The organism is Edwardsiella ictaluri ATCC 33202, from assembly GCF_000264785.1.
GTDB classification, from domain to species: domain Bacteria; phylum Pseudomonadota; class Gammaproteobacteria; order Enterobacterales; family Enterobacteriaceae; genus Edwardsiella; species Edwardsiella ictaluri.
Genome location: NZ_AFJI01000108.1, coordinates 1 through 12,351 on the forward strand (window position 1 = coordinate 1; position 12,351 = coordinate 12,351).

The window sequence follows — 12,351 nt, forward strand, 5'->3', positions numbered from 1 at the left end:
GACGTCCTCTGCGTTAAAACGCACCTATGACAGGGCGAACAGTGCCTATGACAGGGCGAACAGTGCCTATGACAGGGCGAGCAGTGCCTATAGTTACGCCGGCTCAATCTACGATAAGGCCTATGATGCATATGACATTGCCCGTCGGGCACCCCCAGTAGGCACACCTCAACCCTGGCCCAACACCTCCATTCCATCGGGGTGGATCAAATGTGCGGGGCAATCGTTCTCAACCTCAAGCTATCCCGAGCTGGCAAAAGCCTATCCCAATGGCCGATTGCCTGATTTACGCGGCGAGTTTATCCGTGGGTATGATGATTACGGTGGTACTGACAGCCAGCGACAGATATTAAGCTGGCAGGGTGATGCAATGCGAAATATCACGGGGACTTTTGGTGTTGATGATCAGACGATAGAACAAGTAACAGGTGTCTTTAGGGAATATGGGAGGTTCAGCTACGACGCTCGTTCTGAAAGAAACGGCGCGGGACGTATTATTTACTTTGATGCATCCCAGGTAGTGCCGACGGCAAATGAAAACCGACCACGTAATATCGCATTTCTGTACATCGTGAGGGCACAATAATGAAATATCCCTTAACTCCTGAAGTTGCCGAACTTGGCAAAAACCGACTGGCTAAAAAAGCAGGCTGGCTGACGGTATATCATACGGATGAAGCAACCGGCGAATATACAGGTGCCAGTTATGAATTTATTCTGGAGGATACCGGCCTGCCGGCCAACGCATATACCGATGCACCGACAGAGCCTGCCGCCGGTTACGCCATTGTCCGCAGCCCGGATCGCAAAACGTGGCAGCATGTGCCGGATCACCGGGGAGAAACCGTGTTTGATACCCGTACAGGGAAACCAGTGACGGTAAGTATGCCGGGGAATTATCCGCAATACACCACGCCGTTACAACCTGACACACCCTATGATGTGTGGAACGGAGAGAAATGGGTGACAGATACCCGGCAGCAGCAACAGCACATCACCGCCAACCATTTGCGGAAAAAAAATGCGCTGCTGGAAACGGCCACCCAGCGCATTGAGATCCTGATGGATAAAATCAGTCTGACTGCCACTGATACACCCACCCAGACCATTCAGGAGCGCTTACTGGCATGGCGGAAATACCGTGCGCAGGTGGATGACATCTCTGCGGACACACCCCATATTGACTGGCCCGCTATGCCGGAGTAATCACCATGCCCTGGCAACGCGTCCATCTCACCCTGCCGGATGAATTACCGCCAATAACCTGTTCTGTCCTGGCTGTCCATCCGTGGACCCATGGTGCCGGGCTGCGCACAGACTCCGGCTGTTACTTAAGCCCGGAAAATGCGATTGCTTTTCTGGCTGACCGAATCGGAGCCATTTCAGATACACAGGATTTTTTGCTGTTTCTGGTATGTGCCGGGGCTGCGGATGACTTTGCCCGCCGTCTGACCGAACTCGCCGGGGTTCTCCCCCTGCCGGAAATCGCGCGACTGCGCCGTCTGGTTGATGCCGGGCAGATCCTTGCAGAAAGCCGCATGCAAATTCCGGCCCGTCCACGCCCCGGAATTCCCGCACCGACCCGCCTGTCCCTTTCCAATCTCCGTCAACTCCATGCCGCCGGACAGGCAACTACGGCCATGATGCCCATGGCAGGCAGTCTGACTGAACTGTCACAGGTACTGCAGCGGTTTCACCGCCAGCGCAACGAACACCTGAATACCCTGCGTGAGCACACGCAACGTCTGCAACAGACCAGTTGCGAACTGTGGCAATTCAGCCCGGCGCAGAATACCCGGGATGTCCGCCAGCCTCTGCAATGGAATATTCCACAGCCTGAGGCAAGTTTCTCGCTGGGTCTGTTGTTTGTCGGCGATGACCTGTCAACACTGCGAGCCTGTATATATGAACCAGATAATCGTCCTCGCCCTTGATGGCGAATCTATCCTGCTGCAGAACATCAATATCAGCATCACCCTGCGCCTGCCGGATAAAGACATGTCCGGACAGGCCAGCAGCACAGCCAGCGCCGAACAGGGTGACAAGGCCAAGGAGCTGCGCGTGTCCGGCATCATCAGCTTTGCCGATGAGCGACATCTGACGCGCATTTTTCAGCTGGCCGAAGCCCGCGATGCCAATGGTGCAAAACAATGCTATCGCATCGCCAACGCTACCGCCGCCGCCGTCAACATGCGCCAGGGGGTGTTTTCAGGCGCTATCGATGCCACCGAGCAACGCGATACCATGGCATGGCAGATAACGTTCACCCTGCGTGAAAAAATGAGCGTGCCGGAAAAAGTCGCCGCCCGCAGTAACATCACCACCGGTGCGGGCGGTAACGTCACGGTAAAGCAGCAGACACAGGACGGCACCGAACCAGCCACCAATGAAAATCAGCAAAGCGCGCTCTGGGCAAATATCAACAGAATTGCAGGCGATACCCTGGATTGGGCAGGCATTGGCGCAGTGAAAGACGGGGGCCGCAAATGAAACCGATTCAACTCTGCACCGTTGCCGGCAAAGCCTATCAGCCAGCAAGCATGGAGCTTGTCCTGGTGCTAAACGGTGTCGGCAGGGGCTTTATCACGATCACCCCGGAAGAGGCCACCACTGGCCTGGCTGGCGCCATGGTGCAAATCGACCTGGGTGAGGGAACCGAGGCATGGCGCTATTTTACCGGCTACGTCGAACGTGATCAGCCGGCAGAGAACGGCGCCCGCCGGCTGTTTGTGCGTGAGGCTGCAGGCCTGCTGGACTTTGAGTTACCCTGCTCCCATCAGCACCCGACGCTAAAAACCGTCCTGGACACCCTCAGCCAGCAGAGCGGTCTGACTATCTACGCGCCGACGGATGAGAGCTACAGCACCACCAGGATCCCACACCTGACCCATGCAGGCAGCGGCACGCAGCTGCTCGCCCAACTGGGGCGCTGTTTTGCGATCCCGGATTACGTCTGGCACCCCATGCCTGACGGCAGCGTCTACGTCGGCAGCGCCAAACAGTCGCGCTTTGCCAGCCTCGCGCTGCCCGAACTGCCGCCGCAGTACCTCATCAGCCAGAGCGCTGGCAACAGCGCCACGCTGATGCCGATCCCCACGCTACGCCCCGGCGTTAATCTGCCGAACGGGCGCATCACCGATGTCGCCGTCAAAGACAGCGCCATGACACTGACCTGGGCGCGCCTGGATGCCAGCGGCAAACCGCTATCGAAAAGCCCAACGCGCCGGTTGATCGAGGGAGAGTTTCCCGAGTTGGCCAGCGGCGCGCTGCGCACCCGGCTGGCCCGCGTCGTATCCCCAACAGAAAGCGCCAGCCTGGGCGACGTGGCTGATCCGTTCCGGCCAAAATACGCCGTTGATCTGCAGCTACTCGACGAACAGGGTAATGACCTGCCGGATACCCCGGTTTATGCTGCGGTTCCCCTCCCCGTTCCCATGGCAGGACCGGAGGCCGGACTGCTGGCCTACCCGCCCGAGGGAACGCTGGTTGAGGTCGCATTTGTCGAAGGCCGCCCAGACAAACCCATGGTGCGCCAGCTCATCCCACAGGGACATAGCCTGCCCGACATCAAGCCAGGCGAGCAGCTGCAGCAGCAGCGCGCGGAGGTATTCCAGCGCGTCGGGCAGGATGGCAGCTGGCACCGAGAAACCGATCAGGTTATCCGTGAGGCCTCGGCGCAGCGCGACATCACCAGCGACAGCGAGAGCAGAACGACAACCACGCGCGAAACCCTGGTGCAGGCCAACGACACAACCACCGTACTCGGTACCGCCAGACTACTGGCAGGCCATGTCATCCAGATAGCGGACGGCGACTACAGCATCGCCGCCGGCAACCAGCTGCTGGTGAAAGCCAGGGCGCTACTGGCGGAGCTGGAGCGCGCCGAGCTGACCATCAACGGCCCACTCACGGAAACCGTCACCGGCAATGTCGAACGCACCACCGGCGGCAACCACACCGAGACCACTACCGGCCAGCACAGCATCGAGGCAGCCCAGATGGACATCACGACCGGTCGTGTGTTTATGGGCAGAGGTAGCTCGCATCAGAGCACCGATCGCCTGAACCTGCTAACGCTGCTGCTTGATATCCTCGACCTGGTCAATCAGCTGGCGCAGCACACCGCTGCACACACCCACAGCAACACCGGCAGCCCCACCAACAGCGGCAGCCTGTCCGGCGACGCCACCCAGGCCACCAACCTGAAAGCCAGATACCGCGATCTCATCGCCTGATCTGCGGCCACCCGGCCGCATCCCCCACCAATACCCCATGTAAAACGCACAAGAGCCACCCTGCGAGCCCGCACAACTAAGCTATCGCACACCCCGATGAAACACATGGCGCGCCGCACAGGCTGCAGATGACGTAATCCGCGCCACGGAATCCTTACGCCACGTAAACCGCACTACTCCCCCCTGCCCGCGGGTTGTGCGTTGAGAATTTTTTTCAGTTTTATTTTTCGCAAAAACACCCGCTAGCCCGCGCCGGTACTGGGGGCTGGGAAAGATCCAAAATCGCACGCTTTTCAGTTTTTTGCAGTTTTAAACGATCGCGTGCAGTGCGCAGACAAGGAAAAAAAACAAAAAACAGTTGATATAAAAGGGGTTTATATACTTTACGTGAGCATCAAAAACGATCGCGTTAGGATCAGGCGGCAAGAGACTAAAAAGCACAAAGCCTTGCAGGGCGCGGCCTGAGCAGTTTTTGGGGTGCTTAGAAAATTGCAAAAATGATCACAGGACGATCGCGCAGAACGACCGTGAGGGCAAAGCGGCATCAGGTGCGAAACTCACGTGAAATCGGCCGTGGACTACGCGGCAGCAGGATGAGCAGCGGTGATTATTTGCGCAGAATAGCGAAAGGCGATAGATTAGCCGCGGGTGCCTTGGACTTGTCTGTCCGGGCAACCGGCAGGCAAAGAAAAAGCCCCACCTGACGATAAATCAAAGTGGAGCCTCTCTTATGCATGACAACATGATAGTAGCCCACTTACTCGCCAAATGGCAAGGAGAAGTCGGCTATGGAGCCACACAAACCAGCGCTCATCGCGCTAATCGTTATCAGCATCACCCTATTAGGTGTACTGCTGCTGACAAAACAAAATCTCTGCGACGTTAGCTTCCGAAGCGGCAAAGTGGAGATAGTGGCTCACATGGCCTACGAATCCGAGTAAGTGAGCGACAGGGGCGGTTCGCCGCCCCGATCGCATTGTCGAACGCATGGCCCCAAGGCACCCAAACCTCAGTAATACAAAAAGCCCGCAGGGAAACCCGCGGGCTTTTCTGTTTATACGTAGCATGGCACGTCGCCACCCTCTCGCGATGGGAGAAATCGCGGGTAAAAAACATGGAGAAAGCGGGGCGCTATTTTCTCTGCTGCCACTCTGCTGCCATTTTGCTGCCACTGGACAAATTTAAGACACAAAAAAACCACCTTGCGGTGGCTTAATAACAAAACATATCTTTTTGATTTTTATACCATTTTGTCATGGTGCCCGGAGCGGGACTTGAACCCGCACAGCGCGAACGCCGAGGGATTTTAAATCCCTTGTGTCTACCGATTCCACCATCCGGGCGGCGACAAATAAATTGGAGGCGCGTTCCGGAGTCGAACCGGACTAGACGGATTTGCAATCCGCTACATAACCGCTTTGTTAACGCGCCTAAATGATTGTTCCCGCCGTAGGGCGAGAGCTTAAAATTTGGAGCGGGAAACGAGACTCGAACTCGCGACCCCAACCTTGGCAAGGTTGTGCTCTACCAACTGAGCTATTCCCGCATAATCAACTTATTTATCTGTATCTTCTGGCTTTTCATTATTGCCGTCTGATGCGATGCATTCTACTTATCTGACCGGCGGCGTCAACTCTCTTTTTTGCATCGGCCACCCGTTTGCCGTTTTTTAACGCAGCATCATCAGGAGTCCAGCAGATCGCTGCGGGCGGCGCTCAGGTATTGGAACATGGACCAGAAAGTCAGCACCGCGGCAATATACAGCGCAACGATCCCGGCAACGGTGATATAGATATCCGGACGCCACAGCAGGCCGACCAACGCCATCATCTGCGCGGTAGTTTTTACCTTGCCGATCCAAGAGACGGCGACGCTGCTACGCTTGCCGATCTCCGCCATCCACTCTCGCAGGGCAGAGATGATAATTTCGCGGGCGATCATGGTGGCAGCCGGCAGGGTAACCCACCAGACGTGGTAATACTCCGTGACCAACACCAGCGCCGTCGCCACCATCACTTTATCGGCCACCGGATCAAGGAAGGCACCAAAGCGGGTGGTCTGCTTCAGGCGGCGGGCGAGATAGCCGTCAAACCAGTCGGTCACCGCCGCCACCACAAAGATCAGCGCGCAGACGAAGGGGGCCCAGGCAAACGGAAGATAGAACGCCAGAACAAAAAACGGAATCAATATAACGCGAAACAGCGTTAATAACGTGGGGATATTTAATCGCATAGTACTGTGACGATCTTCCTTTCGTGGATACTGCGTTTATGTTGCTACAACGCCCTCATTGTTTCAATGCATAGTGGATCTTTTCCGCCAATGCGGCTGAAATACCGGGCACTTTTGCAATCTCATCAATACTGGCATCGCGCAGCGGTTGCATTCCGCCCATATATTTGAGCAGCAACTGGCGCCGCTTGGGCCCAATGCCTTCAATAGACTCAAGCGCGCTGGTGCTGCGTACCTTAGCCCTTCTCTTCCGATGGCCGGCGATCGCATGGTTGTGCGACTCATCGCGGATATGCTGGATCAAATGTAGCGCCGGTGAGTCTGGCGGCAGGGAGAATCCCTCCCCCTGCGCCTCAAAGAACAGCGTCTCCAACCCCGCCTTGCGATCGCTCCCTTTGGCAATTCCCAGCAGCAGCGGGCGATGTGTATCCCAAGGCACCTCCAGTTCAGCAAACACCTGCTTAGCCTGCCCCAGCTGCCCCTTGCCGCCGTCGATAAAAATAATGTCGGGGATCTTCTCTTCGTTCAGTGCCTTGTCATAGCGACGACGCAGCACCTGGTCCATGGCGGCATAGTCATCTCCCGGGGTGATACCCTTGATATTATAGCGCCGGTATTCACTGCGCAGCGGTCCATTGCGATCGAATACCACGCAGGAGGCCACTGTCTCCTCCCCCATGGTATGACTGATATCAAAACACTCCATGCGTTGAATATCCGCCCGTTGCAGCACCTGCTCCAGCTGCACCAGACGCTGCAGAATGGTCGACTGCTGGGAGAGCTTGCTGTTCAGGGCCGTTACTGCGTTGGTACGCGCCAGCTTAAGGTAACGGGCACGATCGCCGCGCGGCTGTGACTGAATAGGGATCCTCCGCCCGGCCAGTTCGCTGATAGAGTCCGCCAGCAGCTTGCGATCCGGCAGGAGAAAGTCGATCAGGATCTCCCCCGGCAGCGTACGTATCTGGCTGCCCTGCAGGTAAAACTGGCCGACAAAGGTCTGCAGTACCTCAGCCAGCGTCGTACCGGCGGGAACCCGTGGAAAGTAGCTACGGCTGCCCAGCACCTGCCCATGACGAATAAACAGCACATGGATACAGGCCATCCCCGCCTCAAAGGCGACGCCGATCACGTCGATATCCTCGTGATCGCCGGAGATAAACTGGCGCTCGGTCACCCTCCGCACCGCCTGGATCTGATCGCGCAGCCGCGCGGCCTCCTCAAAGCGCAGCGCCCGGCTGGCCTCCTCCATTCTGGCCACCAGCGCGTCGATCACCTGGCTGTCCTTCCCGGAGAGGAACAGCCGCACATACTCCACCTGACGGGCATACTCCCCATCGTTGACCAGCCCGGTGACGCAGGGCCCCAGACAGCGCTGGATCTGGTATTGCAGGCAGGGACGTGAACGATTGCGGTAGACGCTGTCTTCACACTGGCGAATGGGGAATAGCTTCTGCAGCAGGGCCAGCGTCTCACGCACCGCGTTCGCGTTGGGAAAGGGGCCAAAATAGTCACCACGGGCGCGCCTAGCGCCGCGGTGTACCGCCAAACGCGGGTGGCGATCGGCGCTGAGAAAGATCAGAGGGTAGGATTTGTCGTCACGCAGCAGCACGTTATAGCGGGGTTGGTAACGCTTGATGTAATTGTGCTCCAGCAGCAGCGCCTCTGTTTCCGTGTGGGTCACGGTCACGTCGATCTGGGCTATCTGACGTACAAGAGCTTCGGTTTTGCGACTGGCAAGCTGGCAGCGGAAGTAGCTGGAGAGGCGTTTTTTGAGATCTTTCGCCTTGCCGACATAAATAACCTCTGCCCCGGCATCGTACATCCGGTATACACCCGGTTGGTTGGTCACCGTCTTTAGAAAGGCGACCGCATCAAAGCGCTCACTCACTGCTCAAGATTTTCTCTGCGTTGCACAGCCCGTGACGGATAGCCAGGTGGGTTAACTCGACATCCCCGCTGATGTTCAGCTTGCTGAACATGCGGTAACGATAGCTGTTTACTGTTTTTGGACTCAGATTCAGCTGCTCAGAAATCTCTGTCACCTTGCTGCCTTTAGTGATCATCAGCATAATTTGCAACTCGCGCTCGGACAGAGATCCAAACGGGGAATCTCCCTGCGGCGTCAGCTGGCTCAGCGCCATCTGCTGAGCAATATCAGAAGCGATATAGCGCTGACCGGCGTATACCGCCCGGATCGCGCTGATCATCTCCTGTGGCGCAGCCCCTTTGCTCAGATAGCCGAACGCACCGGCCTGCATCACCTTCGCCGGCAGCGGATTTTCCGTATGAATGGTCAGCATGATGACTTTTATATCCGATTTTACCCGCAGGATCTTACGTGTAGCCTCCAGCCCGCCGATGCCCGGCATGTTCATGTCCATCAATATGATATCTGCACAGTTATTACGGCACCACTTCACTGCATCTTCGCCGCACTGCGCCTCGCCTACCACTTTAATCCCTTTGATATCTTCAAGAATGCGTCGGATCCCTGCGCGCACCAGTTCGTGGTCATCAACAAGAAGAACGCTGATCAAAGATGAATCTCCCAGCTAGAGGAAACAACAGCATACTTTTATACTAAACAGACTAAGTCTACTGTTTTTCGCCAAAAGAATGAATAGTGTAAATGTTATTTAATGCGGAAATCTTGATAAGGCGATTGACCATACTGATATCCTAGCGCACCGCCGTTGGATAACAACATTTTTTAAAACCAATGAGTTACATAAAAATCGTTTAAAAACACTCCATTAAATCATAAACAGCCGCACAGAAAAACGTGGTTTTGATGCAGCCATATAATACGCTGAATATAATCAGCGTATTGAGAAAATATACGACAAAAATGACTTAATGCTGCCATAGATAAATTGCGCGCCTGTCATCATGGTGTATACAAAAACGACACTTTTCTGTGTATATAAAGTAAAAAAATAAACAACGCTATAATTGAATCAATACCAGTAACGTTACCGCGCAATAAACCAGGTTTTGTGATATACTCCGCTACCGATTTTGCTCTGCGTAATCGTTATTGCCCCCCAATGAACAGCCGTGTGCCACAGGCGAGCGGTATATTATCTGAACAAAAGGTAACTTATGAGTAACGTTGATTTTTCTACCGAAGCGACCATTGAAGCCTTAACGCACGAAGTCACCTGCCTGAAAGCGACCCTGACCGAGATGCTCAAGGCGATGGGCCAGGCTGACGCCGGTAAAGTGATCATCAACATGGAAAAATACGCCGCCCGCATCGAGGATCAGGAGCAATCTGACGCCTTTAAGAAAACCATGGCGCAGATCAAGCACGTCTATCGTCAGTAACCGATTCCCGCCGATAACCGGGCGGAGCTCCCCGGCACTGCGGGTATCGTTGTCAATGACGCGCCCTGTTCAGGGGGATTCTCCGCCCCCCCCGCAAAGGAGTGCCGCGCAATGGGACTCACCCTCAAAGCGCCGATCGGCGCACTGGCAGTAGCTTTCGCGCAGCAAAAGCTACTATCTGGCAAGACTGGTGCCCATGTTCCCCACCTTCGCGCTGATCGCACACTACATCGTAGATCATGAACACAGCCTTGACACCCTGCGCCGCACGATCCTGTTCGGCATCTGGACCACCATTCCCTATCTTGTCTACCTGCTCTCGCTGTACCTGCTGCTTCCCCATATTCGTCTCTCCCTGGCACTGCTGGGCGCCATCGTCGCCTAGGGGATCGCCGCCACGCTGCTGATCCTGCGGTGAGTGCATTGAGCCACGCTCCCATCAGAAACGCGACGCGGCAGGCGCCATATGCGATCTTGATGTACCTGCCCCGAAATTGCCGTATTGGCCAGGGTCATGCCCATCGCCTGTAGCTGCTCTCCGAAAAACCACGGCAGCTCGCCCGGCATATAGCCGATCGCTGACGTTTACCGGTCGGCGCTATCGGGGAAGCCGCAAGGACATCTCTCCGCTGCGGGCTATCCCCCTGAGCAAGAGTGAGAATCACCTCTGGACCATGACAAATGGCGATCAGATAGCGATCGCGGCGCATGGTCCAGCGGATCGTCTCCGCCACATCGACGTCAGAAGGCTGGCTGAGAAGCGTGCCGGGAATAAATACGCCGACGTAATCCTGCTCTTCCGCCGTCAACACTGGCAGAACATCCCACAGACGATGCAGGCGATGAAACTGAGGCTGATAACGCTGATACAGCACCTGAATCGACGTGGCCCCTGCCCCAAAGCCCGGTACCGATCAAAAAGCCACATATAGTGCTTCTATACTGAACAAACCACTAGAGACCTACCTCCTCACAGGGCTCGAAGTTCAACATTATGCTCTTGGACTACATCATTAAGACTGAAGAAAATGCCAAAATCATGAGCAAAAAACACAAAAAAATGATTATTTTTTGTACGGTTTTGAGGAAGAGTTTTGGGGAAGTTTTGGGGAAAGATGTGCAGATCAAAAAGCCAACATAAAATTAACAATTTATGTTGGCCATATGTTAACAGAAAAAATCACATATTGTCGATGATCGCGTCGCCAAACTCAGAGCATTTCAGCAACTTAGCGCCATCCATCAGACGTTCGAAGTCATAGGTCACGGTCTTATTGGCGATCGCCCCTTCCATACCTTTAACAATCAGGTCCGCCGCTTCCGTCCAGCCCATGTGACGCAGCAGTATATGAATCAAATCATGTTAATCAACTGAAATTAAAATAGTTTTTCCATCATTTAGGCCCAAAAATCGGTAAAGTCCCATGATCACAAATCGCAGCAATTACATATAGTTAGATTCGGTTTTGGGGAATAGAATTTCCCCGATCTGAGCCGGGGATGTGTTGTGTACATTGCCTGTATACCGCTTACATAATGCGTGGCCTTTGGCCTGGCAGTAGCCGCTCATTAAGCGATCGTTCAACGTATGACAGGAAAGCGGCGCCATCGATAAATCTGTCGTACAGCCTTCCGGCAATCGGTGACTCCAGCTGGCGCAGGGCGGGATATATCCGCTCCCTCCATGCTGAGAAAATCTCCCGATAATGCAGGCTCAGTGCATTGATGTTGTAGGCGTCGATCTCTTCCCGGCTGATGGCCTTTTTTATAACGGTTGATTTTTTAATCAACCGTCTCTCGCAATCGATAAAATAGCGGCGGATCTGACGGCCCCTCTCGTTACGTTCAACCATCGCAAGCTCTTTAGCGGTGTCGAGAGTAAGGTGATAATCAGTAGTTGGGCGACCTCGTTTTATTATTTCCCGATTTTGGGAAATAATAATATAGTCTTGATTTTCAACAAATTCATACTCTGCAATGCGTTCGGTCACCCATGAGGCAAAGCGTTTGCCCACACCGAGAAACTTGTGCAGATCACGAGCGTTGCAAAGTAATGTGGATTCGTTAGAAATGGTTCCGTTAAAAACGGGGATGAGCTGAGTAGTCATGACGACCTCGTGAATTTCTTTGAGATAACCACTTTTGAGGGTGGTGCCGGGAGGCTCAAAACGGCTTCACGAAACCGCGGACTTATTCCCCATAAGGGTGTTGTATTCGTCGCCCTCCCGACATTGATCGGGGTGTGACCGCGCATAGCGCCATCACTAAACAACAGGCATAAAAAATCCAACACTGACGGGGTTGGTCTTAGCCGCGTGAAAAGAGGTTTTGAGTCCTCATGGTGGAGTATAGTCAGTATTGGATTACAGAGTCAACCATGCATATGCCCGATACCCTCTTTGAACGCGGCAGCACGCTTACCGGTGAAACCCATGACCAGAAAGACGAAGCCGTCTTTGGTCATTTCGTAGTATTTGGAGTCCCGGTTTACCGCGCCAGCCTGGATGTTTTTCACGTGGGCTGAAAATTCAGCCGACGCAAATTCCGGGGAGCAAGA

The 12,351-nt window shown here is 54.7% G+C and carries 12 protein-coding genes, 3 tRNA genes and 3 pseudogenes; 8 read left to right on the plus strand and 10 right to left on the minus strand.

Annotation, left to right across the window (positions count from 1 at the left end; genetic code table 11):
• Positions 1-136 precede the first annotated feature (136 nt).
• From EIEH_RS15940 to EIEH_RS18165, 6 genes are all read left to right on the plus strand, one after another.
• Entirely contained in the window at positions 137-586 is a 450-nt protein-coding gene (locus EIEH_RS15940; protein WP_035610289.1) for a phage tail protein, read from the plus strand.
• The gene (locus EIEH_RS15945; RefSeq protein ID WP_015871568.1) at positions 586-1,206 is read left to right on the plus strand and encodes a tail fiber assembly protein; all 621 of its coding nucleotides are present in this window, start codon (positions 586-588) and stop codon (positions 1,204-1,206) included. The genes EIEH_RS15940 and EIEH_RS15945 overlap by 1 nt, the downstream gene beginning before the upstream one ends.
• A gap of 5 nt (positions 1,207-1,211) precedes the next feature.
• The gene (locus EIEH_RS15950) at positions 1,212-1,934 is read left to right on the plus strand and encodes a hypothetical protein (protein ID WP_015871569.1); all 723 of its coding nucleotides are present in this window, start codon (positions 1,212-1,214) and stop codon (positions 1,932-1,934) included.
• Positions 1,906-2,490, plus strand: coding sequence for a baseplate complex protein (locus EIEH_RS15955; RefSeq protein ID WP_035610286.1), 585 nt, complete (start codon positions 1,906-1,908; stop codon positions 2,488-2,490). Before EIEH_RS15950 ends, EIEH_RS15955 begins: the two co-directional genes overlap by 29 nt.
• Positions 2,487-4,235, plus strand: coding sequence for a hypothetical protein (locus EIEH_RS15960; protein WP_015871571.1), 1,749 nt, complete (start codon positions 2,487-2,489; stop codon positions 4,233-4,235). Before EIEH_RS15955 ends, EIEH_RS15960 begins: the two co-directional genes overlap by 4 nt.
• Before the next feature lie 788 nt (positions 4,236-5,023).
• The gene (locus EIEH_RS18165) at positions 5,024-5,176 is read left to right on the plus strand and encodes a Hok/Gef family protein (protein ID WP_071525759.1); all 153 of its coding nucleotides are present in this window, start codon (positions 5,024-5,026) and stop codon (positions 5,174-5,176) included.
• Between the two features lie 315 nt (positions 5,177-5,491).
• On the opposite strand, the gene EIEH_RS15970 is transcribed toward EIEH_RS18165, so the two are convergent.
• The 6 genes from EIEH_RS15970 to uvrY all read right to left on the minus strand — a co-directional run bounded on the left by EIEH_RS15970 (position 5,492) and on the right by uvrY (position 9,004).
• A tRNA-Leu gene (locus EIEH_RS15970) sits at positions 5,492-5,578 on the minus strand.
• A 14-nt stretch (positions 5,579-5,592) separates the two neighbouring features.
• Positions 5,593-5,666: transfer RNA gene (locus tag EIEH_RS15975), tRNA-Cys, on the minus strand.
• A 39-nt stretch (positions 5,667-5,705) separates the two neighbouring features.
• Positions 5,706-5,781, minus strand: a tRNA-Gly gene (locus EIEH_RS15980).
• Positions 5,782-5,918: 137 nt separating this feature from the next.
• Positions 5,919-6,467, minus strand: a complete 549-nt coding sequence (gene pgsA, locus EIEH_RS15985; protein WP_015871573.1) for a CDP-diacylglycerol--glycerol-3-phosphate 3-phosphatidyltransferase — start codon at positions 6,465-6,467, stop codon at positions 5,919-5,921.
• A gap of 55 nt (positions 6,468-6,522) precedes the next feature.
• On the minus strand, positions 6,523-8,355 hold the full coding sequence (gene uvrC / locus EIEH_RS15990; protein WP_015871574.1) for an excinuclease ABC subunit UvrC: 1,833 nt from the start codon (positions 8,353-8,355) through the stop codon (positions 6,523-6,525).
• Positions 8,348-9,004, minus strand: coding sequence for a UvrY/SirA/GacA family response regulator transcription factor (gene uvrY / locus EIEH_RS15995; protein WP_015871575.1), 657 nt, complete (start codon positions 9,002-9,004; stop codon positions 8,348-8,350). The genes uvrC and uvrY overlap by 8 nt, the downstream gene beginning before the upstream one ends.
• Positions 9,005-9,569: 565 nt before the next feature.
• On the opposite strand from uvrY, the gene EIEH_RS16000 reads away from it, so the two are divergent.
• Together EIEH_RS16000 and EIEH_RS16005 are read left to right on the plus strand one after the other, a co-directional pair.
• Positions 9,570-9,794 carry a DUF2594 family protein gene (locus EIEH_RS16000; protein ID WP_015871576.1) on the plus strand — a complete coding sequence of 75 codons (225 nt, stop codon included), beginning with the start codon at positions 9,570-9,572 and terminating at the stop codon, positions 9,792-9,794.
• A 111-nt stretch (positions 9,795-9,905) separates the two neighbouring features.
• Positions 9,906-10,179: pseudogene (locus EIEH_RS16005) on the plus strand (GlpM family protein).
• Between the two features lie 127 nt (positions 10,180-10,306).
• On the opposite strand, the gene EIEH_RS18640 reads toward EIEH_RS16005, so the two are convergent.
• The 4 genes and pseudogenes from EIEH_RS18640 to EIEH_RS19890 form a co-directional block, all read right to left on the minus strand.
• On the minus strand, positions 10,307-10,669 hold the full coding sequence (locus EIEH_RS18640; protein ID WP_015871579.1) for a type 1 glutamine amidotransferase family protein: 363 nt from the start codon (positions 10,667-10,669) through the stop codon (positions 10,307-10,309).
• A gap of 305 nt (positions 10,670-10,974) precedes the next feature.
• Positions 10,975-11,142, minus strand: a pseudogene (locus tag EIEH_RS18170) (NADP-dependent isocitrate dehydrogenase); the annotation flags it as partial.
• A 181-nt stretch (positions 11,143-11,323) separates the two neighbouring features.
• On the minus strand, positions 11,324-11,902 hold the full coding sequence (locus EIEH_RS16015; protein ID WP_015871582.1) for an antA/AntB antirepressor family protein: 579 nt from the start codon (positions 11,900-11,902) through the stop codon (positions 11,324-11,326).
• A 287-nt stretch (positions 11,903-12,189) separates the two neighbouring features.
• Positions 12,190-12,351, minus strand: a pseudogene (locus EIEH_RS19890) (Rha family transcriptional regulator); the annotation flags it as partial.

What these genes read in the sequence shown, in the direction of transcription:
- EIEH_RS18165 (WP_071525759.1), top strand. Translation starts at nt 5,024, where the DNA reads ATGGAGCCACACAAACCAGCGCTCATCGCGCTAATCGTTATCAGCATC.
- pgsA (WP_015871573.1), bottom strand. Translation starts at nt 6,467, where the DNA reads ATGCGATTAAATATCCCCACGTTATTAACGCTGTTTCGCGTTATATTG.
- EIEH_RS16015 (WP_015871582.1), bottom strand. Translation starts at nt 11,902, where the DNA reads ATGACTACTCAGCTCATCCCCGTTTTTAACGGAACCATTTCTAACGAA.
- EIEH_RS16000 (WP_015871576.1), top strand. Translation starts at nt 9,570, where the DNA reads ATGAGTAACGTTGATTTTTCTACCGAAGCGACCATTGAAGCCTTAACG.
- EIEH_RS15960 (WP_015871571.1), top strand. Translation starts at nt 2,487, where the DNA reads ATGAAACCGATTCAACTCTGCACCGTTGCCGGCAAAGCCTATCAGCCA.
- EIEH_RS15945 (WP_015871568.1), top strand. Translation starts at nt 586, where the DNA reads ATGAAATATCCCTTAACTCCTGAAGTTGCCGAACTTGGCAAAAACCGA.
- EIEH_RS15950 (WP_015871569.1), top strand. Translation starts at nt 1,212, where the DNA reads ATGCCCTGGCAACGCGTCCATCTCACCCTGCCGGATGAATTACCGCCA.
- EIEH_RS15955 (WP_035610286.1), top strand. Translation starts at nt 1,906, where the DNA reads ATGAACCAGATAATCGTCCTCGCCCTTGATGGCGAATCTATCCTGCTG.